Source organism: Paenibacillus dendritiformis (assembly GCF_945605565.1).
GTDB lineage: Bacteria > Bacillota > Bacilli > Paenibacillales > Paenibacillaceae > Paenibacillus_B > Paenibacillus_B dendritiformis_A.
In genome coordinates this window covers 3201211-3227758 of record NZ_OX216966.1, presented here as the reverse complement: position 1 = coordinate 3227758, position 26548 = coordinate 3201211, and the positions used below count along the sequence as shown (strand labels likewise).

The following is a 26548-nucleotide window of genomic DNA, read 5'->3' as shown; positions in this document are numbered from 1 at the left end:
CGTTAACACCTTGCCTTTTGCTTATTATCCCATCTCGTCAGGCGTTACACCTTGTCTTTTGCTCAATATCCCATCCCATCAGGCGTTAACACTTTGCCTTTTGCTTATTATCCCAATCCGTCAGGCGTTACACCTTTGCCTTTTGCTCAATATCCCATCTCGTCAGGCGTACACCCGCCTTTTGCTTATTATCCCATCCCGTCAGGCGTTAACACTTTGCCTTTTGCTTATTATCCCAATCCATCAGGCGTAACACTTTATCTTTTGCTCAATATCCCATCTCGTCAGGCGTACACCCGCCTTTTGCTTATTATCCCATCCCGTCAGGCGTTAACACTTTGCCTTTTGCTTATTATCCCAATCTGTCAGGCGTTAACACTTTGCCTTTTGCTTATTATCCCATCTCGTCAGGCGTAACACCTTGTCTTTTGCTCAATATCCCATCTCGTCAGGCGTAACACCTTGTCTTTTGCTCAATATCCCATCTCGTCAGGCGTACACCCGCCTTTTGCTTATTATCCCATCTCGTCAGGCGTACACCCGCCTTTTGCTTATTATCCCATCCCGTCAGGCGTTAACACTTTGCCTTTTGCTTATTATCCCAATCTGTCAGGCGTAACACCTTTATCTTTTGCTCAATATCCCATCTCGTCAGGCGTAACACCTTTATCTTTTGCTCAATATCCCATCTCGTCAGGCGTTACACCTTGTCTTTTGCTCAATATCCCATCCCATTAGGCTTACACCCGCCTTTTGCTTATTATCCCATCCCGTCAGGGACCTCCTGCGTCATTGGGATAATGAGCGTAAGAGGGCAGACGGAGGTTTTTGCAGGTCCTTCACGACCGCGAACCGGGGCATAGGTGCGTTGGCTCTTGTATGGCGACTTCCTGCGTCATTGGGATATCGAGCATAAGAGCGCAGACGGAGGATTTTGCAGGTCCTTCACGACCGCGTTACGGGGCAATAGATGTGTTGGCTCTTTTTTGGCGACTTCCTGCGTCATTGGGATATCGGGCATAAGAGCGCAGACAGCGGATTTTGCAGGTCCTTCACGAACGCGATACAGGGCAATAGATGCATTGGTGCTTGTATGGCGACTTCCTGCGTTATTGGGATAACGAGCATAAGAGCGCAGATAGCGGATTTTGCAGGTACTTCACGACCGCGAACCGGGGCATAGGTGCGTTGGCTCTTGTATTGGGACTTCCTGCGTCATTGGGATAACAAGCATAAGAGGGCAGACAGCGGATTTTGCAGGTCCTTCACGAACGCGATACGGGGCATTAGATGTGTTGGCTCTTTTTTGGCGACTTCCTGCGTCATTGGGATATCGAGCATAAGAGCATAGACAGCTGACTTTGCAGGTCCTTCACGACCGCAATCCGGGGTAATAGGTGGGTGGACACTTTTATTGCAACTTCCTGCGTCATTGGGATAACGAGCATAAGAGCGCAGACAGCGGACTTTGCAGGTCCTTCACGAACGCGATACGGGGCAATAGGTGGGTGGAACACTTTTATTGCAACTTCCTGCATCATTGGGATATCGAGCATAAAGCGCAGACGGAGGATTTTGCAGGTCCTTCACGACCGCGATACGGGGCAATAGGTGGGTGGAACACTTTTATTGCAACTTCCTGCATCATGGTGGGTGGAACACTTTTATTGCAACTTCCTGCATCATTGGGATATCGAGCATAAAGCGCAGACGGAGGATTTTGCAGGTCCTTCACGACCGCGATACAGGGCAATAGGTGCGTTGGCGCTTGTATGGCGACTTCCTGCGTCATTGGGATATCGAGCATAAGAGCGCAGACGGAGGACTTTTTGCTTGCGTGGGACAGAAGAGGGAATGAAAATAAGGCACGCGCCTTACGACGCATGCCTTAATGGGTTTCGTTATTTGAATTCCGATACCAATTGGTCAAATTGTTCCGGCGTTATCTGCAAATCTTGATGGGCGAGCGCCTCCTCCCGGAAGCCCGGGACGAGATTCTCGTAGGAGCGGCGGGAAGTATCCTGATAGATCAGTCCGGTTATCATGCCGCCGGTCTCCATCAGCTTCGTCATCGCCATCACGCGGTTCGACGGGTCATAGTTCTCGACGGTGTCGAGATTGATGATGTGCTCCTTGAACCAGTCGTAGGTGTTGATCTTGTTGAACGTAACGCACGGGCTGAATACGTTGATTAGCGAAAAGCCTTCATGCTGTATGCCAGCTTCGATTAGCGCGGTCAACTGCTTCAGATCGCTTGAGAATGACTGCGCGACGAACGTCGCTCCGGACGCAAGCGCAATCTCCAGCGGCGACAAGGTCGATTCGATCGCGCCTTCCGGCGTGCTCTTCGTCTTGAAGCCGACGGCGCTCCGCGGAGAGGTCTGTCCCTTCGTCAAGCCATAAATCTGGTTGTCCATCACGATATACGTAATATTGACGTTCCGGCGAATGGCGTGGACCGTATGCCCCATCCCGATCGCGAAGCCGTCGCCGTCTCCCCCGGAGGCGATAACGGTCAGCTCCCGGTTCGCCAGCTTCAGCCCCTGCGCAATCGGCAGCGCGCGTCCATGAATGCCGTGGAAGCCGTACGCGTTAATGTAGCCGGAGATTCTGCCCGAGCATCCAATTCCGGATACGACCGCCAGTTGCTCTGGCTCGAGTCCGACATTGGCTGCCGCGCGCTGAATGGCTGCCTGTATGGAGAAATCACCGCAGCCCGGGCACCAATTCGGCTTCACATTGTTGCGGAATTCTTTAAACGTAGCCATTCTTAGACCAGCTCCTTGCTATGATTATACAATTCGGACGGCAGGAACGGAGTGCCGTCGTATTTGTTGACGCGGCGCAGCTTCTCTCCGCAGCCGACATGCAGCTGAATCTGATCCGCCAATTGTCCGGTAGCGTTGTTCTCGATGACGACCACTTGACGGGCCCGTTCCGCATGCGGCTTGAACAGCTCTGCGGGGAACGGGTGAATCTGCCGAACGGTGACATGGTTCGTCTTAATTCCTTCCGCTTCCAGTCTGCGGCGCGCTTCGTCTATCGTTCCACCGATGGAGCCCATGCTGACGAACAGCAGATCCGGCTCCTCATGCGGTGCATCGGCGTGAATCGCATTCGTAATCTGCAGGCCCTCGATCTTCCGCAGCCGCTTATCCATCATTTTCTTCCGGTTCACCGCGCTCTCGGACGGACGCCCGACCTCATCATGCTCTACGCCGGTCACATGATGCAAGCCGCCTTTCTCCCCCGGGATGACGCGCGGGGAGATACCGTCCTCCGTCCATTCATAACGCTTGAATTGGCCGTGGGGCTCCAGCGGCGGCAGATCGGATGTCAGCTTGCCGCGATCGATGACGATGCGGTCGAAATCGAGCAGCTCGCACGACTGCTTGCCCAGTGATAGCTGCAGATCGGTCATGACGATGACCGGACACTGGTATTTCTCCGCCAGGTTAAATGCTTCGATCGTATCGTAGAAGCACTCTTCGATGGAGCTCGGCGCCATGACAATCTTCGGAATCTCCCCATGGGTGCCGTATACCATCGCATTCAGGTCGCTCTGCTCCTGCTTCGTCGGCAAGCCGGTGCTCGGACCGCCGCGCTGCGTATTGACGATGACGACGGGCGTCTCTGTCATTCCCGCCAGACCGATCGCTTCCGCCTTCAGCGACAACCCCGGACCCGCAGATGCGGTCATTGCCCGGACTCCGCCGTAGTTGGCCCCGATGGCCATCGTGACCGCGGCAATCTCGTCCTCGGTCTGAATGACCGTTCCGCCGAACTTCGGCAGCCGCTTGATTAAGTATTCCATAATCTCTGATGCCGGCGTAATCGGATAGGCTGCCATCAAGCGGCAGCCTGCGGCGATCGCGCCCAATCCGATCGCATCGTTACCTATCATGAAGAGCTTCTGCTTCCCGTCCGCCGGTTCAAGCTGGAATTCGGTCAGCGGGCCGCCGGCCTGCTCCAGGATGAATTCCGCCCCGCGGCGCGATGCCTCGACGTTCTTCTCGACGACTGCCGGCCCTTTGCGCCCGAATTCCTCTTCCAGCGCCTTATTGAACACGTCCAGCGGCAATCCGAGCAAGGCCCATGACGCGCCGGAAGCGACCATATTTTTCATTAGGGATGCGCCCAATTCGTCCGCGATCGCGGTGAATGGAACAGCAAATAGCCGTGCATCGATTCCTTCCGGCACGACTGGCGCGAACTTCGCATCGGCTACGATAACGCCTCCCGGCCGCAATTCTTGCGCGTTCAGATCGATCGTCTCTTGATCGAAGGCGACGAGAATGTCCAGGTCGTCCGATATCGCACGGATCGGCGCTGTGCTGATGCGTATTTTGTTATTCGTATGTCCACCCTTGATTCGGGAAGAAAAGTGACGATATCCGTATAGATAATAGCCTAGACGATTCAATGCCGTTGAGAAAATACGGTCTGTACTTTCTACACCCTCTCCTTGTTGACCCCCGATTTTCCAAGATAATTGACTAATCAAGCTCGCCCACTCCTTTTGCAAAGTGACTCGCATCCATATTCACTGCCGCGATATAAATAGTTTCAAAAAAATATAACAAGTAAAATATTAGAAAATAGTTGAGTCACTCTCATTCTATGTCCGGGTACTTGAAAAAGCAAGCGATTTCTGCCTCTCCCCCGATAGCGAGATTCGATGGATATGATACCCGGCCGAGATGAATATCCATGTTATAGTTCGCGCTCAGGAAGATGGGTCGCGAGAAACGATAATGCATTGGCAGAAGAGATCCGCTCTACGAAATCCGGACTGTATCTTTTATGCAGTTCATTTAATAAATTCGTATATTGTCCCGCATGCTCCAACCGCTCTACCTTCTTATCGATGCCGTCGAAGTCCGATCCGAACATCAGATGCCGCTCACCGCCTAATGTGGCGATATGCTCGATATGGCGGAGCAAATGATCAATGGAAGCCTTGTCCCCTTCATGGATGAAATGCGGCACGAACGTAACGCCGATTCTTCCGTCGCGCGCGATAATGGCCCGGATCTGCTGATCCGTAAGATTGCGCGGATGATCGAGCACGGCCGCCGCATTGGAATGAGAGGCGAAGATCGGCCGCTCCGTCAGCTCGAGGAGCTCCCAAAATGCCGTCCTGTTCAAATGCGACACGTCAATGATGAGTCCCAGCCGATCGCATTCCTGGATTAGGCTGCGGCCCAGCGCAGTAAAGCCGGCTTGCCGCTCCTCCAACGTTCCGTCCACGGCCCAGTTCGCGTGATTCCAGGTCAGTCCGATGAAGCGGACGCCCAGCTCGTAAGCCGTACGGAGATTCACCAAATCCCCTTCCAGCGCGTCTACGCCTTCCAGCGACAGCAGCGATCCGATCTGATCCGGCTGCTCCTGCCAGCGCTCCAGATCGTCCCGCCACCGAATGAGACGCATGCCGGGAAGCGTGTTAATGCGCTCGCGCAGCAGATCGATGCTTCGCAGCACCTGCGCGAACTTCGGCGGTCCGGCCAGCGCGGAGTCCTCCAGGAACACGGCGAACACTTGCATGCCGACTCCGCCTTGCTTCAGGCGCGGCAAGGTGACGTCATAGTCGTCTTCCTTCTCGAAGCGGCCTGCGCCGTGATACAGCATCTTGTACAGCACATCGCAATGAAAATCGATAATACGGGCGTTCATTTGGCTTCATCCTTTCTGCGTGGCGTGTCCCACCATGGAAAGCAAAAAACCTGCTTACGTCGTAAACAGGCAGAGTAAGGTTCCCCGGTCATTTCCATGTATCCGTTTTTTATCTGGGCTCGACAATTAATTTAATCGCCGTACGGTCTTCGCCGTCAATGACAATATCGGTGAATGCAGGAATGCAAATCAGATCAACCCCGCTTGGTGCGACGAATCCTCGTGCAATCGCAACTGCTTTAATCGCCTGATTCAATGCGCCCGCTCCGATCGCTTGCAGTTCGGCCGCTCCGCGTTCACGCAGCACCCCGGCCAATGCGCCCGCGACGGAATTCGGGTTGGATTTAGCTGACACCTTCAATACTTCCATGGAAAGTACCTCCTCGGGAATGATGGTTGACTCCACTATTACAATCTATTCACAAGCGAGCCAAAAATTCCTGTCATCTTCCGTTCCTGCCTGAGGAGGTGTAGTGGCCGGGCTGATTCGTTCCTGTCCATGCCAAAAGCTGTTCATCTGCCGGGATAATCCATGCCTATTCACAAATTCACAAAAAAAGCCGTGCGGCGGACACTCCATATCGTGACGGTTAGCCCGCTCGGTATGCCGCCTCGACGGTGCCGCGTTCCAACCGCTCCCTAGCTCATCATCCACTCGCCTTCGCGAATACGGATTTTATCCAGCTTCGTCGCTTTGCCGGTCGCTTCGTCAATCTCAACGACCAGCGCGTGGAACTGCCATTTGCCTTCATCGACGACGAACCTTACGGGAAGCTGCGTTCTGAACTTGCGCAGCACCGCTTCCCGCTCCATCCCAAGCACGCCTTCCCGCGAACCGACCATGCCGACATCGGTTAAATAGGCCGTGCCGTTAGGGAGTATCGTGTCGTCATTCGTCTGGACATGCGTATGCGTGCCTACGACCAGCGAAGCGCGGCCGTCGAGATGCCAGCCCATCGCAATCTTCTCCGATGTCGCTTCAGCATGGAAATCGACAAGTATGGCACGCGGCTTTTTGCCGAGCCCTCGCAAAATGTCGTCCGCCTTTTGGAAGGGGCAATCAATGGCCGGGAGGAACGTCCGCCCCTGCAAGTTGATAATGACAAGCTCCTTGCCATTGGCTTTGATGACGGTATGCCCCTTGCCGGGCGTTCCTTCCGGGAAGTTGGCGGGACGGACCATCCGCGGCTCCTCGTCAATCCACTCGAAAATATCTTTGTTGTCCCACGTATGGTTCCCCATGGTAAAGCCGTGAACGCCCAGGTCGAGGAACTCCTTCACGATCGCGCCCGTGACGCCCCGCCCGCCGGCGGCGTTTTCCGCATTGGCGATAATGATATGCGGGTTATACTTCTGCTTCAACTCCGGCAGCAGCTGTTTCACGGCCTTGCGCCCCGTATTGCCCACAATATCGCCGATAAACAAGACTTTCATGATTGGGTCCTCCTTAAATCAGGAGAAGTGGCCCAGGAGGCCACTTCTCGCACTTGCGCTATAGCTTTTGCTTATTTCGCATATTCTACCGCACGGGTCTCGCGGATTACCGTTACCTTGATATGACCCGGATAGTCCAGCTCGCTCTCGATTTTCTTCGTAATCTCCCGAGCGAGTCGGTACGCTTCCGCATCGTCAATCTTATCCGGCTGGACCATGACGCGAACTTCGCGTCCAGCCTGGATGGCGTACGATTTCTCCACCCCTTCGAACGACTCGGAAATGTCTTCCAGCTTCTCCAGCCGCTTGATATAGGTTTCGAGCGTCTCACGACGCGCTCCCGGTCTGGCTGCAGACAGCGCATCCGCCGCTGCCACCAGCATTGCGATAACCGATGTCGCTTCGCAATCTCCGTGATGGGATGCGATGCTGTTAATGACTACAGGGTGTTCTTTATACTTTTTCGCCAACTCTACGCCAATCTCGACGTGGGATCCTTCCACCTCGTGATCCAGCGCTTTTCCGATATCATGCAACAGCCCGGCACGGCGTGCCAAGGTTACATCTTCGCCCAGCTCTCCCGCCATCAAGCCTGTGAGATATGCCACTTCCATGGAATGCTTGAGCACATTCTGACCGTAGCTCGTACGGAACTTCAGACGTCCCAGAATCTTGATCAGATCCGGATGCAAGCCATGCACTCCGACCTCGAACGTCGCTTGTTCTCCGTATTCGCGAATCCGCTCGTCGACTTCCTTGCGGGACTTCTCCACCATTTCCTCGATTCGAGCCGGGTGGATACGCCCATCGGCGACCAGCTTCTCCAATGCCGTCCGCGCGATCTCCCGTCGTATCGGATCAAATCCGGACAGAATCACCGCTTCCGGCGTATCGTCGATAATCAGATCGATTCCTGTCAGTGTCTCAAGCGCACGGATATTCCGGCCTTCGCGGCCGATAATCCGGCCCTTCATCTCTTCATTAGGCAATGCCACGACAGAGACCGTCGTCTCTGCTACATGGTCGGCGGCACAGCGCTGGATAGCAAGCGTAATAATCTCGCGTGAGCGCTTGTCCGCTTCTTCGCGTGCCTGCTGCTCGATATCCTTGATCATCTGCGCAGTCTCGTGCCGCACCTCCTGCTCCACATTGGAGAGGATGATGCTCCGCGCATCTTCCATCGTCAGATTCGAGATCCGTTCCAACTCCGTAACTTGCTGCTGCAGCGTCCGTTCAACCTGCTGCTGGGTCTCTTCGATGCGCTTTTCTTTAGAAGCGACTTGTTCTTCTTTGCGCTCCAGCGACTCCAGCTTTTTATCCAATGACTCTTCTTTTTGTACAACGCGTCTTTCCAGACGTTGAACTTCATTTCGTCGCTCGCGAATGTCTTTCTCCGCTTCGGTGCGCAGTTTATGGATGTCGTCCTTCGCTTCGAGCACCGTTTCCTTCTTCAGTGCCTCTGCTTCCTTGCGCGCGCTGTCCATAATCTGCTCTGCGGCATGCTCGGCACTCGTTATCTTCGCTTCAGCAAGCGATTTGCGAATCAGGTACCCGATTCCAAACCCCAAGATCAATGCGGCCACAACGAGAGCGAGCGCGAGCCAAATGTTCATCTCCATTGCCTCACCTCCCCGTTGGTTGCTCCAAGCACTGCTTGGGACAGGTTTCATTTGTTCAGTTGTTCACGTGTTTCATTACAAAATTCAGGTTCAGATCACGGACCGACGCATGAGCGCCGGCGAAGTGCACACGCGATGGCGTGCGCCGCCCGAAAGCGGCCAATCGGAAATCATGATATTGGCGAAATGAATCATGTAGAAATCAATTTCTGGAAGTGGAAACTGATTTCGCGATAATAAAGATACATGTTCATTTTATTATTCATGAAAAGATATTGTCAAGCAAATGACGGCGAAGAGCGATATCTTTGACCGGAGGCTCCGCCTAGAAGTCGTCCTCCGCATCGGCTTCCTGCGCCGCCTCCTCGGCAGCGCGGCGGGCCAGGTCCATCGGATAGCCGCGCCGGAGCAAGAAGGCAATCACTTTTTGCTTCCGCATATGCGGCTCCCCCTGCGTCTGACGCCATTTCTTGGCGGCAGAACGCTGCGCCCCGTCCCGCTCCTCCTCCGGATCGATGGAAGTAAGGGCGGCGGCAATATGATGCTCCTGCACGCCCTTCTGCTTCAGCTCCTGCTCAATGAAGCGGCGGCCCTTCGCATGCATAGCCGTCCGCTCATATGCCCACTGCTCGGCGTACGCCCGATCGTCCACCAGACGCTCGTCCACCAGACGCGAGACGGCCTCCCGCACGATCCCTTCTTCATAGCCTTTCTGACTCAGATGGCGGATCATCTCCATCCTCGTCCTCGGCTTGCGCTGCAGATGGCGCAGCGCTTGCACGTAGGCCTTGTTCCCCTCATCGGCCCGCAATATATCGTCAATCGCATCGAGAGCGATATCCGCTCCTTTAAGAAGACGGTACTTGATCATGACATCCTCATGCACGTTGAGAGACTCGCCGCTGTCGAAATGCAGGACATAGCGCCCCCGCTGTGTTCGATCCGGCTCCACCCGCATGATCGTAACGATGCGTTCCTCCTTGCTCATCCGTCTGCTCCTCCTGTTCGCGCCATCGGCCGGCGAAGCCATTATCCTTTGGCTTCACCGCATCCCCGCGCATGATTTCGCGTTCCCCCGCATCCCTATCGTAGACATGACAAAACAAGCGCCCTCACAGGAAGGCGCTTGTTCCAGAAACAGACTTACGATTCCAGCTCCAGCTCAAGAGCGTCCTCAGCCTCTTCAGCATCATGCTCGGAATGGTTCCGGACCACCGTCGACAAATTGCTTGCTTCACGAACCTTGTTCTCGATCGTCAGAGCGAGCTCCCCATTTTCCTTCAGGAACTGCTTCGCATTCTCACGGCCTTGGCCCAAACGCTCGCCCTCGTACGAATACCAGGCCCCGCTCTTCTGGATAATGTCCATCTCCGTGCCGATATCTACGATGCTTCCTTCGCGGGAAATCCCTTCGCCATACATAATATCGATGTCTGCCTGCTTAAATGGAGGCGCGACCTTGTTCTTCACGACCTTGATGCGTGTCCGGTTCCCGATCATGTCGTTGCCCTGCTTGATCGTCTCGACCCGCCGGACATCCAGCCGAATCGTCGAGTAGAACTTCAATGCGCGGCCGCCTGGCGTCGTCTCCGGGTTGCCGAACATGACGCCGACCTTCTCGCGCAGCTGGTTAATGAAGATCGCGATCGTCTTGGACTTGCTGATCGCCCCGGACAATTTGCGAAGCGCCTGGGACATGAGGCGGGCCTGAAGACCAACGTGGGAATCTCCCATCTCGCCTTCAATCTCCGCCTTCGGCACGAGAGCCGCGACGGAGTCGATGACGATAATGTCCACCGCGCCGCTGCGCACGAGTGCTTCGGCAATCTCGAGCGCCTGCTCCCCTGTATCCGGCTGGGACAGAAGCAGTTCGTCGATGTTGACGCCAAGCTTGCTCGCGTATGTAGGATCGAGAGCGTGCTCCGCATCGATGAACGCAGCTTGTCCGCCAACCTTCTGCGCTTCAGCAATCGCGTGAAGCGCAACCGTCGTCTTACCGGAAGATTCCGGTCCATATACTTCAATAATCCGTCCTCTTGGCAATCCGCCGATTCCAAGAGCTATATCAAGTGCCAACGATCCGCTCGGCACAATCTCAACCTGCATATGGTTGGACTCGCCAAGTTTCATGATCGAACCTTTACCGAATTGTTTCTCGATTTGGCGCAATGCCATTTCTAATGCAGCGCGGCGATCTGACACATACTCACTTCCTTTGTTCCATTTGATACCTCTATCATACCGTCTTTCGATCCGTTTGCCAAGCTTTTTTTCGAACATACATTCGTTTTTTTCGCAGGGCCATTTATCTTAAAATTCCATAAAAGGAACTATATTAAGCATCCTCCTCCCCTCTATACGCAAAAAAACCGCAGCAAAAGCGACTGGCGCCTTGCTACGGTTCTTCCGTTAATTCAATTGTAGCGGCTTCCGCCAAAGCAGTCAAGCTTATCCATACTGCCGCGCACGGGTCCACAGCCGGTACATGACCGCATTCACGGTTCGCAGACGAATCGTCGAACGGTCTCCTGCCAAGCGAAGCTCCTCGACCTGCGTATCTCTCCCCTTCTCGGCGATGGCGATATAGACGAGGCCGACCGGCTTCCGTTCGGAATGTCCCGGTCCCGCGACGCCCGTTATCGCGATCGAGAAGTCGGTATCCGCGATGTCCTGCATTCCTTCGGCCATCGCCTTCGCCGTCTCGGCGCTGACGGCTCCAGGCGCCTGCTCTCCTTCAAGCAGCTCGTGCGGGACGCCGAGGATTCGCTCCTTCATCTCGTTCGAGTACGTGACGGCGCCTCCCTGGAAGACATCCGAGCTTCCCGGCACGGACGTAATCATCTCGGCGAACAATCCGCCGGTGCAGCTCTCGGCCGCCGACAGCGTAAGCTTCCGCTCGCTCATCAGCTCAAGCAGCGCCTCCGGCAAAGAGATATCCTCCGCTGCGAACAGATGCTCTCCGATGCGGCTCATAATGGCCGACTCCGTCTCAGCGAGGCGCTGCACAGCTTGCTGTTCATCCGCCGTCTTCGTCGCGAGACGGACCAGCACTTCGCCTTCCTTCGCGTAGGTGGCGATCGTCGTATGCTCCTGCGCCTCAATCAGGTCGCGAAGCATATCCTCCAGCTTCGACTCGCCGATTCCCGCGAACTTGAGCTTCCGCGTATGCAGCACCGACTCATCCAGCAGTCCGCTGCCGTGCAGCCATGGAATGACTTCCTGCTCGAACATCGGCTTCATCTCGCGCGGCGGTCCCGGCAGCAGGATGAAGGCCGTGCCGTCCGCCAGCAGCGCGTTGCCGAGGGCAAGTCCCGTCTCATTCGGCAAAATCGCCGCTCCCTCGATAACCATCGCCTGGCGCTTGTTGCTCTCCACCATCGGCGTTCCCCGGCGGGAGAACATTTGCTCCATCTTGGCCACCGCCGCTTCATCCAGGAAGGTCCGGCGTCCCAGCAGCTCGGCCACGATATCCTTCGTAATATCATCCATCGTCGGCCCGAGGCCGCCTGTCAAAATAATGAGCCGCGAGCGGGTTCTCGCTGTCTCCAGCACATGGCGAAGCCGATGCGGATTATCTCCGACAACCGTCTGAAAATAAACATCGATGCCAAGCAGCGCCAATTGCTGCGAAATAAACTGCGCATTCGTGTTTACGATTTCGCCGAGCAGCAGCTCGGTGCCTACGGCAATGATTTCCGCGTTCATCCCACATCATCTCTTTTCTGTTCAGCATAAGTGCACATTTCGAATGATACCGTACTCCATCCAAGAAAAAATAGGCCTTTTTCCACACTGGTCCAGACGGGAAAAAGCGCCTATTGTCCTGCAGACAGGCTACGAGAAATGAAGCACACTTTTATTTTTGACAAAATAATCAATACCTGAATAGATCGTAATGATCGCTGCGAGCCAGGTAGAGATCACGTCGAACGGAATGCCCACCAGAACAAACGGAAAATTGTTCAGCAGCATCGCGACGATGGCGGTAATTTGGGTGGCTGTCTTCCATTTCCCCCACTTGCTCGCGGCCATTACCGTTCCTTCCAGCAGAGCTACCTGGCGAAGCCCCGTGACGGCGAATTCGCGGCTAATGATAACGATCGCGATCAAAGCGTCGCATTTGCCCATCTCGACCAACGAGATGAGCACGGCGGCCACCAGCAGCTTGTCTGCTAACGGATCAAGCAGCTTGCCCAGGTTCGTCACCATTTTGCGCTTGCGGGCGATATACCCGTCCACGCCATCGGTGCTGGCCGCGATAATGAAGATAAGGGCCGCGATAATCTGGTTGTACGTAATATAGAAGTCTTCTATCTGAATCGGCGGCAAATAATCAAAATTTACCAGCAAGAAGAACATCATGATCGGCACAAGAAATATGCGAGTTAACGTGATCTTGTTCGCCAGATTCACAAGACACCCTCCCCGGCCAAATCAAATTCGAGTGCGTGCGTAATTTTGACCTTGGCGATCTCCCCGATGCTTAATTTGCAGTTCGAGATGAACACTTCACCGTCAATCTCCGGCGCATCGTACTGCGAACGTCCGATATATACGTCGTTGCGTCCATCATAGCGTTCAACCAGCACGTCCAGCATGCGGCCGATATGGCGCTCGTTCACGTTTTTCGACACTTCGCGCTGAATCTCCATCAGCGTATTCGCGCGCCATTCCTTCACTTCATCCGGCACGTGATCCGGAAGCCGCGTCGCCGCCGTATCTTCCTCCGGCGAATAAGTGAAGACGCCGAGACGATCGAACTTCATTTCACGCACGAAGGAAGCCAAATTTTCGAAATCTTCGTCCGTCTCGCCCGGAAAACCAACGATAATCGAGGTGCGGAGCGCGACTTCCGGAATCCGAGCCCGGATTTTGCGAACCAGTTCGCGGGAATCGCGCTGGCGGCCCGGCCGGCGCATCCGCTTGAGAATCGTGTCTTCGCTATGCTGCAGCGGCATATCGACATATTTGCAGACCTTCGGATTCGAAGCGATCGTATCGATCAATTCTTCCGTGAAAAATCCCGGATACGCATAATGAAGGCGAACCCATTCGACGCCAGGTACTTCACTTACTTTGTTCATTAATTCCGGCAGCTTGAAGCCGTCATACAGATCGACGCCGTAGTTGGTGGAGTCCTGGGCGATCAGGCTGATCTCCTTGACGCCTTGATCCGCTAGCTGCTTCACCTCGGCCAGAATCGATTTCATCGAGCGGCTGCGGAATTTGCCCCGCATAATCGGAATGCTGCAGAAGGTGCAATTGTTATCGCAACCCTCCGCGATTTTGACATAAGCGGTGTAGCGCGGCGTCGCGACCTTGCGCGGCAAGATCTGTTCATAGTTGAAGACCGGATTGCCGACGCGGACCGGCTTCTTGCCTTGGAGCGCTTCGGCGACGATATCGTTGATCTTGTGGAAGTCCCCCGTGCCGACGATGCCGTCGATCTCCGGCATTTCCTCCAACAATTGCTCCTTGTATCGCTGCGTCAGACATCCGGAAACGATGAGCGCCTTCAAGCGGGCGGTCTCCTTCAAGTCTGCCAATTCCAAAATCGTATTGACCGATTCTTCCTTCGCTGCATCGATGAACCCGCACGTATTGACAATAATGACGGTTGCATCCTCCGCGTTTTCTACCAGTTCATGCCCGTACTGATCCATTATTCCGGACATAATCTCCGAATCCACCAAGTTTTTGTCGCAGCCCAGCGTTACGATTTTGATTTGTTCTGTCATGTATACATCCCCCAACCCATCTGCAGCAGCAATAATAAAGGCCGTATAAAGGCTCTTCGAATAAGCAATGAATTCGTATAACGGTTCAAGAACGATTATAGATGTTACGTACCTCATAACCAATCCATCTATATTTATTCTAGCAATAAGAAGCAATATTTAAACGCCTTTTCTATCTCATCAGTATAATACACGGTTCATTCCTCGTCAAAAAAACAGGAGAAGCCCAGCATCTCTCTCCTATAGACAGGGATGATGGGCTCTCCAAGGTCCGATATTGATCACGAAGCTAAAGCCGGCCTTTTTTGGACTAACGGTAATTCGTAAATTGCAAATCCAATGGAATATCGGCCTCTTTCAGCAGATGCATAACGGCCTGCAAATCATCTTTGTTTTTTCCGGTTACCCGAAGCTGATCGCCTTGAATTTGACTTTTTACCTTTAGCTTGGAGTCCCGAATCAAGATGTTGATTTTTTTGGAAATATCCTGCTCGATGCCTTGCTTCAGCTGGATGCGTTGACGAACCGTCCCGCCCGAAGCGGGCTCAATTTTCCCATACTGCATGTTTTTGGGAGACAAGCCCCGTTTGATCATTTTCGATTGCAAAATATCGAGCACGCTCTTCAGTTTGTATTCATCATCGGACAAGACGACCATCTCATTTTTATCCAGCGAGATGTCGCTTTTGCTCCCTTTGAAATCATACCGCCCCCCGATCTCCTTCATCGCTTGCTGGACGGCGTTATTCAGTTCCTGCATATCCATCTTCGATACGATATCAAATGAGTACTCGGCCATGTTCATCTCTCCCTTTCCTTAAAGTATGAACAACCTCTGCTTCCATATGTACAGCACAAAGGCACTCCTTCGCTGGTCAGCATAAAGGAATGCCTGTGCCGTTAACGGCATTCAGTAACGGCTGCGTGAAGGCGCCCGGAACATATCCAGCACGCCAAGCACAATATGTGCCAGCCCGAATCCCAAAATTCCGTAGCCCCATGCGCTCGGAGTCAAGTAATAGCCCAACAAGCTGACGATGACGCCCAAGCCTGTGACGATCCAACTTACTGCCATGTTCGACACCTCACTTCCGGAGAGATTAAACGTACGCCGTAACATTATTCTCTCCCGTTCAGGTGCGATTATGCGATAGAGCATGCAGCCGGATCGTCCCTCTCTTCGAATGGGCTTCTATTCAAGCCGGTTACGCTATTTATTGGCCTCCGGAAGCGCCTCCGCCCTCTGCCGCAAGCTTCTCCGCTTCTTCATAGGAGACGACCTTGACGATGACATTGGTTGGGTTATTGGCGGAATTACCGTCATCCAGCGATTGGCCAAACACGGTAATGGACGTATTGTCCGTTCTCCCGGATCGGAAATACAATCCCGCTTCCGGGATTTCGAAGGTCTGCTTGAAATCCGCATCAACGGTGCCCTCGAACAACATCTTGCCTTGGCCGCTGCCTTCCCGCACCGAGATCCAGCTTCTGCCTGTAGCGGCAATCTCGGCTTCCGCCTTGCCACCTTCCGGCGAAGCGACGGCATATTCGTATCCGTTCGGAGACGTGCGCGCGACGATAGGCTCCTTCTCCGGTTCAACCGGCGGCACCGTCGTGTCCGGCTCCTTGGTTCCATTGCCGCTGCCCGGGGACGGAGTCTGGGCGCCGGTGTCCGGTGTTTTCTCCCCTGTCGTGCCGCTTATAATTCCCGAATTGTCAGATGTCTGATTATCCGGTGTCTTATTGTTCACCACATAAAAATAAACAATCACAATGATCAGGGCCAAAAACGACCACATCAGTATCGTCGTCGCCCAACGCCCGAACTTGTCCGAATGGACCGCACGGCGCTTCTTCCGAATCATTGGCTCTACCGTCGTCTCCACTTCCGGAGCGGGAATATCATTGCGATAAAATTGCAGGAGCTCATCCGGATTCAAGCCCACCGTCTCTGCGTACGTCTTAATGAAGGCGCGCACGTAGAACGAGCCCGGCAGCACTTTGTAATCCCCTTCTTCTATCGCTTCCAGATAACGTTTGCGGATTTTGGTCGCTTCTTGAACGTCATCCAGCGTGAGGCCCTTCTCAAGCCTGGCCTTTTTCAACAACTGCCCCAATTCCGACACATTTTCACCTCCTGCACAAAATCTCTCTCCGGTTGGTGCTTTCATCCTATTTAAAAATCATAATAATTCGCCGTAAAAGATTCATATGTAATCTCTTCGTCGGGGCTATTCCGCAGTTCAATGATATAATCAAAGAAATCATAATCGTAGCGGGTTTCCTTCACGAATATATCCGGGTGCTCAATGACCTTCGTCGACGGCATCCCGAGTATTTCCTGCAGCAAGGCCGCGTGGCGTTCATTGGACCGAATGGTGCTCACGATGCCGTCTATAATGAAAATATTGTTGACATTCATCTCGTCCTCGGACATCTGGCTCCGCACCGTCTGGCGCAGAAGCGTCGAGGAGACGAAGGACCAGCGCTTCATGGAGCAGACGCTTCCCGCAATGATGGACTCCGTCTTGCCGACCCGCGGCATGCCGCGCACGCCGATCACCTGATGGCCTTCGCGCTTGAATATTTCGCCAAGGAAATCAACGAGCAAGCCAAGTTCGTCCCGGGTAAAACGGAACGTCTTCCGATCGTCCGAATCGCGCTCGATATAGCGGCCATGGCGCACGGCCAAAATATCTACCAGCCGGGGCTGCCGCAGCGCGGACACCGTAATGTTGTCTACTTTTTGCAACATCTTGCCCATGACTTCGATTTTCTCGTCGTCATCGGTCTGAAGGAGCATGCCTCTGGTCTTATCTTCGACCCCGTTAATCGTCAAAATGTTGACCTCCAGCATGCCGAGCAGCGACGCGATGTCTCCCAGCAATCCCGGGCGGTTTTTATGTATTTTATATTCCATATACCACTGTTTGTACTCCATGACGCACCTCGTCCGCAGTTACAGTTCCGCCGTTTTCATTCTACAATACTCGGCCCGCAAATTCCACCTGGCTTCACGGAACAAATAAGAAAAAGCGGTCACAAATTACCGCTTGGCGGACATATCCATTATAGCAGATTGTCAGCTTATATGACATGTATTCCCGATCATATTTTTTTGAGATGGAAAAGAAAGAAAGCTCTTTGCAGAACTTCCTTCCTTTATTCAAAAGTCCTTTTTAACTATGGCGTTCTGCCAATTTGACCATCAAGCTTGCCAGCACCTTCCGCTCCTGCTCGGTGCCGACTTCCCACAATTCCTTCAGCGCCCGGTTTTCCTGACTTTGCGGGTCGACCTTCTCCTCCAGAAACGAACCGATCTCGTAGGCCAGGTTAGAGATGGTGTCTTCGGTCATGCCCAGTCCTTTCGCCTGCTTGACGCGCTCGCCGAGAAACTTTTTCCACGTGTCGAAATTTTTCAGTACAGATGACATGAGAACGCCTCCTTGTGGCTAATTAAAATAATGCGTCAACAGTCGTAATATGGTCCTCCGGGGCATGAATTATGCATGGAGCAAGCTGGCTGCAGGGCGGGTTACGTCTGCCAGCCCCCGTTTGGGCTGATGACTTGTCCCGTAATGTAGCCGGATTCCGGCAAAGCCAGAAAATAAACCAGCGAGGCAATTTCGTCCGGCGTGCCTAACCGGCCTGCAGGAATATCTTCCTCCAAAGCGCTTCGTTCCGACGTATCCAAATGCTTCATCATATCGGTATCCACGGCCCCGGGTGCGACGGCGTTCACGGTCACGCCGGACGGAGCCAACTCCTTGGCCAATGATTTCGTGAAGGCATTGACGCCTCCTTTGGCGGTTGAATACATCACTTCGCACGAGGCGCCCGTTATTCCCCATACCGAGGAGACGTTAATAATGCGGCCGTACTTTTGCGAGATCATATGCGGGGCGAACCGCTGGGTGCAGAGGAACATTCCCTTCAGATTGATGTTCATGCAATCGTCCCATTCTTCCTCCGTCACATCGGTGAACAGGCCGTAATAGGCGGTTCCCGCATTGTTCACCAAAATGTCGGGCGTAAAGCCCAACTCGTCCAGCTTGGATTTCATGCGGTCGATCTGTTCGGCCGAACGAAGATCGGCGCGAATCGTAATGGCCTCGCCACCGTATGCAAGACAGGCTCTCGCGACTTCGTTGGCGGCTTCATGCGAATTCAAGTAATGGATGATAACCTTCATTCCGACGGAGGCGAACCTGTGCGCAATCGCGGCGCCTATGCCGCGGCTTGCTCCGGTAATGAGCACCGAGGTGTCTGCCAATGCTTTCATCTGTCATGCACTCCTTTGTTCCCGCCGACCGGCAATCAGAACAGAAGGCGCGCCTGCCAGGCACGCCTTCCTCCTCACCTTCGAAGAGCAATGCCTTTCGAAGTGTATTCAAGCTTCAATCCGGCTTCTCGACAATCGATACCGCCAGACGGTTCCAATCGAAATGATCCTGCAGCCGTTGGTGAATCTGTTCCAGTGTCAGCGATTCGTATACGGAAAGTATATCAAATAAATCCGCCTCCCGGAACTTAAACTTCGTGAATTCATTCGCAATGGTCTCTGGCGAATTCAGCATACGCAAGTAGGCGCCGATCGCTTTGCTGCGGATGCGCTCGAAGGAAGCCGGCTCAAATCCCGTCTTCTTCGCATCATCCACCAGCTCCTGCACCCGCTCCACCAGACGGTCCGGATCCTTCGTCTCTCCTCCCATAATCGAGAAAGCGTAATCCGGGCTGCAGTTGAACTCGCTCCCGAACGAATCTGTCGTCAGCCCTTCCTCGTATAATATCTGGTTCAAGGCCGAGCTAGAGCCGAGCAGCAGATCCATCATGATGCGCGTCGCGATTTCATATTCCAGCAAGGCACGACCGTTCAGACCTGGCTTCGGTTCCTTGCATCCGAAGTAGCAGCGCGGCAACGAGACCGGCAGCTTCGCTACTTTGCGGGCTTCGCGCACCGTCTCCGGCTCGCTGTCAAAAATACGTTCGATCTTGCCCTGCGGCTCGAATGATTTGCGGGCCTGGTTCTCGCGGATTAAGGCCATCATCCGCTCCGGATCAACGCCCCCGACGATAAAGAGCAGCATATTGGTCGGGTGGTAGAACGTATGGTAGCATGTATACAGCGTATCCTTCGTTATCGTGCCGATCGATTCTACCGTGCCGGCGATATCGATATGGACGGGATGGACCTGATACATCGCTTCGATGAGTCCGAAGTAGACGCGCCAGGTTGGATTATCGCGGTACATATTGATTTCCTGCGCGATAATGCCCTTTTCCTTCTCCACATTTTCATCCGTAAAATAAGGACGCTGCACAAAATCGACAAGCGTTTCCACATTTTTCTCGATATTGCTGGTGGAAGAGAATAAGTAGACGGTCCGATCGAATGTCGTGAACGCATTGGCCGAAGCTCCCTGCTCCGCGAAGGTGGCGAAGATGTCGCCTTCCGGCTCCTCGAACATTTTATGCTCGAGGAAATGGGCAATCCCGTCAGGAACCTTAACGGCATCCTGCCCTTCTACCCGAAAGTGATTGTCAATCGACCCATACTTGGTGGAAAAGGACGCGTATGTCTTCTGGAAGCCGGGCTTCGGCAGCACATAGACGTCCAGCCCATTGTCCATCCGCTCGTAATAGAGCGTCTCCTGTAGTTGGGAATAGCGGCGTTGTTCCATGCCTTATACCTCCTCCCGGTTGCGCAAGAAATAAATCGTGTCGACATGAAACGTCTCGGCGGCGGCTTGGATGGCTGACGCCTCCATCTCCTCCGTGGCGGCGATCAATTGCGATGTCGTCCGCTCCTTGCCGGACAGCACGCGGTTGAAATCGAACCCGATCATTTCGAAGGCCGAATCCCCGATCTCCCGCAGCTGATTGGCGATCATCGCCTTCGTCTGCTGCAGCTCCTTCGCATCGATGCGTCCTGCTTTCATCGCTTCGATCTGCTCCAAAATAATCTGCTTCGCTTTTTCGTAGTTCTGGAATTCAATTCCCGATTGAATGGCGCAAATCCCTTTATGGCCATCCAACCGCGACGATGCGTAGTAAGCGAGACTGTTCTTTTCCCTGACATGAATAAACAGCTTCGAATGCGGGTATCCGCCAAGCACTCCGTTGAACAGGAGGGCGGCCGGATACGCGTCGTCGGCGTAGGTTATCGTGGTGCGGAGACCGAGATTCAGCTTGCCCTGGGTCACTTCCAGCCTCTCGATGACCGTATTCGGCTCTCCCGTGCGCGGCACCGGAATCGAACGGGCATAAGGTGTCTCGCCTGCGCGGTTGATACGGAATGAATCCTTCACGAGCCGTTCGACCTCCTCCAGACTCGTATCGCCGATGACATAGACATCGATGGCCGAGTGCTCCAGCCATTCCTGGTAATGGCGGTACAGCGAACTGGCATCGATGCCCTCCAACTCGCGGCGGTTGCCAAGCGCATGGAGACGGTACGGCTCCTCCTTGCACATCTCTTCGATGCAGCGCTCGGCGGCATAACGGATTTTGTCATTCACGATCGCTTCAATCCGCTGCGTCAGCGTTTCTTTTTCTTCCTTTACATATTTAGAGCGAAAGACGCCGTCCGGGGTCACCGGCGCTGTGATGCATCCTCCCAGAAATTCAAATGCCTTCTCCAGCAAGGAATCGGCCGATTGCACAAAAGCGTCGTTGATGACATCCATGCGGAACTGCACAATTTGATAATCGCCCCGCTTATAAATATCGAAGCCGAACCCGGCTCCATACAGTTCATCCAGTCTCTCGCGGAACCGGATCGTCTCCGGGTACGCTTCCGTCCCCCGCCGCAGCACGAATGGCGTCAGCGCCAGCGGAGTCACGGTGTCTTCCTGCAGCGGCGCGCCCATGTAGACGGCGATCGCATAGGTCTTGAACCGCTTCGTCGGCATGACGTGAATGCGAATCCCATTGACCGTTCCTCGTTCGAACGTCGGTTGCTTCTCCATGTACTTACCCCTTTTCTTCCGTGTACGATGCACGGCTGATGTCATGCATGTTATATTCGATACGTACCCGATGTATACCTGTTTTACATGAGCATGTCCTAAAATAAATGGTGGGCAGCGGCGAGACAAGCAGAAACGCCTTCATCCCCTCCAAGGACGGAAAGCGTTTCTGGGTGAAAATAAGTCAAGTATAGACGGGATCCCGTACTTGCTTATATTTGAACAAAAGAAGCAATCGGCCAGTCAGACCATTGCTTCTTCGTCATGGATTACATACAGAAGATATGTTTTCCAATCGTCTTCACCTGCGGCCGTGTCCAGATCCATTTGGACGTCGCGGTCTCCGGATTGAAGTAGTACAAGCAACCTCCCGACGGGTCCCAGCCGTTCAGAGCATCTTGGACCGCCTGACGCGCCCGCTCATTCGGCTCAAGCCAGATCTGACCGTCAGCTACGGCGGTGAAGGCTCCCGGTTGGAAGATGACGCCGGATGCGGTATTCGGGAAGCTAGGGGATTTCACCCGATTCAAAATAACCGCAGCAACCGCCACCTGGCCTTCATACGGCTCCCCCCGGGCTTCACCGTACACCGCATTGGCCATCAGCTTCAAATCATTCTCTGACAATCCCATCGCATTGGAGCCGCTAATATTGCTTGGCTTGCCGCCAGTGGGCTTGCCTCCGCCTGCTGTGCCGCTCGGCGCCGGCGCCTCCGGCTTCCAGTCCTTCGTCGCCTTGACCAGCATGTTTCTTGTTTTTGATCCGACAACGCCGTCCACCGGCATGCCGAATTCCGATTGGAACCATTCGACGGAGCCCTGAGTCTTGCTGCCGAATACGCCATCAACCTTGCCGTAATAGAAGCCGAGAAATTTCAGGCGGCCCTGAAGCTCCCTTACGTCTTGCCCCTGGGAACCGTACGTTAGCGTCGCGCCGCTGAAGGTGGCCGCGTTTTCCGTCATATGCTTGTATTGGTAAGCGCCGAACAGAACGAATACCATACACATCGTAATCCAAATCATGTGTTTTCTCATGGCCTAACGTCTACCTCTCTCTTGTGAATTTGACAGGATTGGCAACTTTATTATGAGAAAACCAAGCATTTTCTATTCACCTTGCCACTTCGGCGTTGCTGCGGGTGACTCTACATAAGAGCAATCTTTGCCCAGTATCCCATCCGTTCAGGCAAGAAATTTCATTGGATTTCTCCGTTGGCTGCAAAAAAAAGACGCCGCAGCGTCTTTTCATTAATGCTTATATGGTTTGTCATCCGCCCTAAGAGGATAACTTGCTCTGTTCAAATTGCTCCAGCGTCATGAGCACTTCCCGCGGGCGGCTTCCTTCATGCGGCCCGATAATTCCCTGCATATGCATATAATCGATCAGCCGGCTCGCGCGATTATAGCCAATGCGCATCCGCCGCTGCAGCAGCGAGGCCGATGCTTGTTGAGCCTCCAGCACAATCTGCAGTGCCTGGTCATACAATTCATCGACCGGCTCATCCGAAGCCATCCCGTTCTCATCCAGTTCGGGAACAAGCTCTTCGTTGTACTCCGCTTCTCCCTGGCTGCTCACATACGTGACAACCGCCTCTACCTCCTGATCGGACAGGAAGGCGCCCTGGACCCGAACCGGCTTCGAAGCGCCTACCGGCAGGAAGAGCATATCTCCCCGTCCGAGCAGCTTCTCCGCTCCGGCCGAATCGAGAATCGTTCGCGAATCGACCTGCGACGACACGCCGAAGGCAATCCGGGAAGGAATGTTCGCCTTGATAAGCCCGGTGATGACATCGACCGATGGCCGCTGGGTCGCGATAATGAGATGGATCCCCGCGGCCCGCGCCATCTGGGCGAGACGGCAGATCGCGTCCTCAACATCGTTCGCGGCGACCATCATCAGATCGGCCAGCTCGTCCACGATGACGACGATGTACGGCAGCAGCATTTCCGGCTGCTCCGCCATCAGCTTATTATAGCCTTCGATATTCCGCGTTCCGGATTTGGAGAACAGCTCATAGCGCTTCTCCATCTCGACAACGATTTTTTTGAGGGCAAGCGACGCCCGCTTCGGATCGGTGACGACCGGAGCGAGCAAGTGCGGAATGCCGTTATACACATTCAGCTCGACCATCTTCGGGTCGACCATGAGGAACTTGACCTCATCCGGCTTCGCCTTGTACAGAATGCTCGTAATAATGCCGTTAATGCAGACCGACTTCCCTGAGCCGGTCGCGCCCGCGACGAGCAGATGGGGCATCCGCGCCAGATTGCCGACGATCGGCATCCCGGAAATATCGCGGCCGAGGGCGATGGATAACCTGGAGGGCGCCTCGGTAAAGGTTGGCGTCTCCATCACTTCCCGCATCGTTACGACCGACACTTCATTATTCGGCACTTCGATGCCGATGGCCGATTTCCCCGGAATCGGCGCCTCCATACGGATGTCCTTCGCCGCCAAGGCAAGGGCGATATCGTCAGACAGGCTGACGATGCGGCTTACCTTGACGCCGATATCCGGCTGAATCTCGTAGCGTGTAACGGCAGGTCCCCGCACCACTTCCAATACTTTGGCGCGGACCCCGAAGCTCTCCAGCGTCGCTTCCAGCTTGCGTGCCGTCTGCATGAAGTCGGAATGCTCGCCGCCCTTGCCTGCGCCCTGCTGCTTCGCAAGCAGCGAGAAGGAAGGAAGCCGGTACGGCTTCGGCGGCTTCTTGACCGGCGCAGGCGGAGCTCCGGCCGCATCCGGCTCATCCCCGTCCGATGATTCGTGTCCGGCATTCGCCGGCGCGGAATCAGAGCCAGTCTCTTCCTTCCCGCCCGAAGGATCGCCGACCTGCGGAGTGACAGGTTCGATCTCGTGGATGCCATCTTCATCGGCCTCCTGCCACCCGGCCGCATCGGATGCCTGCTGAGCGGTGAAGTCGCGGAACAGCGGCGCTGCTTCCTCCCCTCCGTCAGCGGCAGGTGACGGCTCTTCCGTCTCCTGATGCACCGGAATCGCGCTCGGGGCGCCTGCCGTGAATACGGCCGGATCCTCGGCATATTCTTCGTCCTCCATATCCGTCTGGCGCTTGCCGCCGAACAATTGTACGAAGATGGGAACCTTTTTCCGGCGCGGAGGACCGTCCTCATCCTCATCCTCTTCTTCCACCGGATCGGGAATTCGATCGCGCGAACGCTTAGCCTTGGCGGCAGTCCGGCTTTTGCTCTCCGCCACCTTGCGTTCATTAAGCCGCGCTTTGCGTTTCTTGTTCATAATGGCGGCCCATTTCTTAATCTGGGTTCGTATCAAGCGCACCAGCTCGACATAGGACAGCTGAGTCGCCAGCATGAAGCCGATGAACAGCAGCACGATCGTCAACAGCTTCGTGCCCAGACTCCCGAACAGCACGAACAGGACGCAATACAGCGCCGCCCCGATATATCCGCCGCTTATATCCTTCTGCAGCATCGTACCGGCTGAGCCTGTGTCCGGAGACTGCAGCAATTCCACTTTCAATGCGTTATGTATGTCTTGAAAAATAATGCCCGCGCGAACCTCCTCCGCGCCGGGAAGTATCCGCTGCTCCACCGTGTTGACCGTGCTTATCATCGTCAGAGCCAGTATGATGCAGAGCAGCCCCGTCTTCCGCGGATTCCAGCCGGAAGGCCACTGGCGCTTGATCATGACGGCAAGTCCGAGATATATGAACACAAGCGGTATAATAAAGTACCATTTCCCCAGCAGCATGCCCGCGATCTTGGATAAGGAGCGGCCGAATGCCGCGCCGCCTGCAAGGGCAATGACCGAACATGTTATCAGCAAAATACCGTAGATTTCATATTTCAGACTCTTGCTGAAGGACGCCTTTTTTTTCTTCCTCCGTGGCAAATGCGCTCACCTCCATCGATCCATTATATCACAGAACAACCGTTCTTCCTATCGGGATTAAAGAGGGGCCGCGGCGGGGAAAATCTTCTTTCATTGGTTCAGTGAGTATGTCCTCAGAACAGGCGCAAGCACGCTCCAATCATGAAGCGTGCTTGTCATCATCCGTATCCCCGATTCCGTCTCATCCGAGAGAAATCATCGTGCCCGGCATATATTCGGGTTGAAGGAAATCTTGAATATCCTGCTCCTGCAGCAGCCGTTCGATCCGGACCGTTCTGCCATCGACCGCTTCGACGAGCAGGGTCCGCCCGTTCCGCTTCATCTCGAAGAAGCGGGGCTCCTTGTCATAGCCTCTCCATATTTCTTCCATTGGAATGATCGAATGGAGCATCAGACTTGGCCCCCCTCGAATGGCGGCTGCTGGACAGGAGGCGGCATCGTTGCTCCGTTGCCTGGCTGCGCTTTTTTGTTGAATTTCCACTCATCAATCAAACGATTGAGATGACGCAGAGCCGCTCCGACTCCGCCCACTTCATCGATAAGGCCGTAACGCACCGCATCGTGCCCGATCACCGTCGTTCCGATATCCCGGGTCAGCTCTCCCGTCGTGAACATCAATTCCTTGAATTTATGCTCGGATACGCGGGAATGAGAGGTTACGAACCTTACGACTCGCTCCTGCATTTTATCCAAATATTCAAACGTTTGCGGCACGCCGATGACTAGCCCGGTCAACCGGATGGGATGAATCGTCATCGTGGCCGTCTCTGCGATCAGGCTCATCTGCGAGGCGACGGCTATCGGCACGCCGATGCTGTGTCCGCCGCCCAAGACGAGCGTGACAGTCGGCTTCGACATCGATGCGATCATTTCCGCGATCGCCAAGCCCGCTTCCACGTCTCCGCCCACCGTATTCAATATAATCAGGACGCCTTCGATTTTGGCATTCTGCTCCGCGGCGACCAACTGTGGAATGACATGCTCATATTTCGTCGTTTTATTTTGAGGCGGCAGCACGATATGGCCTTCAATCTGCCCGATAATATTCAGGCAATAAATATTGGATTCTCCCGGCGACGGAGTGGAAGCCGTTCCCAACTGCTGGATGTTCTCGACAGGGGGCGGGGTGTTCGCCCCGGACGGGTTGGTTCCGTCGGGCGGCGTCTCGTTCTGATGAAAGGCCGGCTGATAAGGATCTATGTTCGGATCAGGCATCTGTATTCCCTCCATTATGTCTAGTGGGTGC

The 26548-nt window shown here is 54.3% G+C and carries 24 protein-coding genes; 1 reads left to right on the top strand and 23 read right to left on the bottom strand.

Features of this window, described 5'->3' with window-relative positions; translation table 11 throughout:
* The first annotated feature begins 51 nt into the window (after positions 1–51).
* Positions 52–417 (top strand): hypothetical protein, encoded by a 366-nt coding sequence (locus NNL35_RS14080; RefSeq protein ID WP_254553487.1) that lies wholly within the window; start codon positions 52–54, stop codon positions 415–417.
* 1484 nt (positions 418–1901) lie between these two features.
* Here NNL35_RS14080 and NNL35_RS14075 read toward each other — a convergent pair.
* The 23 genes from NNL35_RS14075 to NNL35_RS13965 form a co-directional block, all read right to left on the bottom strand.
* Entirely contained in the window at positions 1902–2768 is an 867-nt protein-coding gene (locus tag NNL35_RS14075) for a 2-oxoacid:ferredoxin oxidoreductase subunit beta (RefSeq protein ID WP_006678354.1), read from the bottom strand.
* Between the two features lie 2 nt (positions 2769–2770).
* Complete coding sequence (locus NNL35_RS14070) at positions 2771–4504, bottom strand: 2-oxoacid:acceptor oxidoreductase subunit alpha (protein ID WP_006678355.1); 1734 nt, start codon at positions 4502–4504, stop codon at positions 2771–2773.
* Positions 4505–4713: 209 nt separating this feature from the next.
* The gene (locus tag NNL35_RS14065; protein ID WP_006678356.1) at positions 4714–5673 is read right to left on the bottom strand and encodes a dipeptidase; all 960 of its coding nucleotides are present in this window, start codon (positions 5671–5673) and stop codon (positions 4714–4716) included.
* Between the two features lie 109 nt (positions 5674–5782).
* Complete coding sequence (locus NNL35_RS14060) at positions 5783–6043, bottom strand: stage V sporulation protein S (RefSeq protein ID WP_006286829.1); 261 nt, start codon at positions 6041–6043, stop codon at positions 5783–5785.
* Positions 6044–6312: 269 nt separating this feature from the next.
* Positions 6313–7107, bottom strand: coding sequence for a TIGR00282 family metallophosphoesterase (locus NNL35_RS14055; RefSeq protein WP_006678357.1), 795 nt, complete (start codon positions 7105–7107; stop codon positions 6313–6315).
* Positions 7108–7178: 71 nt separating this feature from the next.
* Entirely contained in the window at positions 7179–8726 is a 1548-nt protein-coding gene (gene rny, locus NNL35_RS14050; RefSeq protein WP_006678358.1) for a ribonuclease Y, read from the bottom strand.
* Positions 8727–9051: 325 nt separating this feature from the next.
* Complete coding sequence (locus NNL35_RS14045) at positions 9052–9714, bottom strand: RecX family transcriptional regulator (protein ID WP_006678359.1); 663 nt, start codon at positions 9712–9714, stop codon at positions 9052–9054.
* A 155-nt stretch (positions 9715–9869) separates the two neighbouring features.
* Positions 9870–10928, bottom strand: coding sequence for a recombinase RecA (recA, locus tag NNL35_RS14040; RefSeq protein ID WP_006678360.1), 1059 nt, complete (start codon positions 10926–10928; stop codon positions 9870–9872).
* A 246-nt stretch (positions 10929–11174) separates the two neighbouring features.
* Positions 11175–12431, bottom strand: a complete 1257-nt coding sequence (locus tag NNL35_RS14035; RefSeq protein WP_006678361.1) for a competence/damage-inducible protein A — start codon at positions 12429–12431, stop codon at positions 11175–11177.
* 129 nt (positions 12432–12560) lie between these two features.
* On the bottom strand, positions 12561–13139 hold the full coding sequence (pgsA, locus tag NNL35_RS14030; RefSeq protein WP_006678362.1) for a CDP-diacylglycerol--glycerol-3-phosphate 3-phosphatidyltransferase: 579 nt from the start codon (positions 13137–13139) through the stop codon (positions 12561–12563).
* Positions 13136–14464, bottom strand: a complete 1329-nt coding sequence (gene rimO / locus NNL35_RS14025; RefSeq protein ID WP_040732671.1) for a 30S ribosomal protein S12 methylthiotransferase RimO — start codon at positions 14462–14464, stop codon at positions 13136–13138. Before rimO ends, pgsA begins: the two co-directional genes overlap by 4 nt.
* A gap of 310 nt (positions 14465–14774) precedes the next feature.
* Positions 14775–15263, bottom strand: a complete 489-nt coding sequence (locus NNL35_RS14020) for a YajQ family cyclic di-GMP-binding protein (protein WP_006678364.1) — start codon at positions 15261–15263, stop codon at positions 14775–14777.
* Between the two features lie 111 nt (positions 15264–15374).
* A complete protein-coding gene (locus NNL35_RS14015) occupies positions 15375–15539 on the bottom strand; it encodes a hypothetical protein (protein WP_006678365.1) in 165 nt (54 codons plus the stop codon).
* A 139-nt stretch (positions 15540–15678) separates the two neighbouring features.
* Complete coding sequence (locus tag NNL35_RS14010) at positions 15679–16590, bottom strand: helix-turn-helix domain-containing protein (RefSeq protein WP_006678366.1); 912 nt, start codon at positions 16588–16590, stop codon at positions 15679–15681.
* A 50-nt stretch (positions 16591–16640) separates the two neighbouring features.
* Entirely contained in the window at positions 16641–17405 is a 765-nt protein-coding gene (locus tag NNL35_RS14005; protein ID WP_006678367.1) for a DUF3388 domain-containing protein, read from the bottom strand.
* A 238-nt stretch (positions 17406–17643) separates the two neighbouring features.
* Entirely contained in the window at positions 17644–17898 is a 255-nt protein-coding gene (locus NNL35_RS14000) for a DUF3243 domain-containing protein (protein WP_006678368.1), read from the bottom strand.
* A 101-nt stretch (positions 17899–17999) separates the two neighbouring features.
* Positions 18000–18746 (bottom strand): elongation factor P 5-aminopentanone reductase, encoded by a 747-nt coding sequence (gene ymfI, locus NNL35_RS13995; protein ID WP_006678369.1) that lies wholly within the window; start codon positions 18744–18746, stop codon positions 18000–18002.
* Between the two features lie 115 nt (positions 18747–18861).
* On the bottom strand, positions 18862–20145 hold the full coding sequence (gene yfmH, locus NNL35_RS13990) for an EF-P 5-aminopentanol modification-associated protein YfmH (protein ID WP_006678370.1): 1284 nt from the start codon (positions 20143–20145) through the stop codon (positions 18862–18864).
* 3 nt (positions 20146–20148) lie between these two features.
* A complete protein-coding gene (gene yfmF / locus NNL35_RS13985) occupies positions 20149–21432 on the bottom strand; it encodes an EF-P 5-aminopentanol modification-associated protein YfmF (RefSeq protein WP_006678371.1) in 1284 nt (427 codons plus the stop codon).
* A gap of 269 nt (positions 21433–21701) precedes the next feature.
* The gene (sleB, locus tag NNL35_RS13980; RefSeq protein ID WP_040732686.1) at positions 21702–22466 is read right to left on the bottom strand and encodes a spore cortex-lytic enzyme; all 765 of its coding nucleotides are present in this window, start codon (positions 22464–22466) and stop codon (positions 21702–21704) included.
* Positions 22467–22707: 241 nt separating this feature from the next.
* Positions 22708–25302 (bottom strand): FtsK/SpoIIIE family DNA translocase, encoded by a 2595-nt coding sequence (locus NNL35_RS13975; RefSeq protein WP_006678373.1) that lies wholly within the window; start codon positions 25300–25302, stop codon positions 22708–22710.
* A 181-nt stretch (positions 25303–25483) separates the two neighbouring features.
* Positions 25484–25693 (bottom strand): YlzJ-like family protein, encoded by a 210-nt coding sequence (locus NNL35_RS13970; protein WP_006678374.1) that lies wholly within the window; start codon positions 25691–25693, stop codon positions 25484–25486.
* Positions 25693–26517: a ClpP family protease gene (locus tag NNL35_RS13965; protein WP_006678375.1), complete on the bottom strand. Its 825-nt coding sequence runs from the start codon at positions 26515–26517 to the stop codon at positions 25693–25695. The genes NNL35_RS13970 and NNL35_RS13965 overlap by 1 nt, the downstream gene beginning before the upstream one ends.
* Positions 26518–26548: the final 31 nt, after the last annotated feature.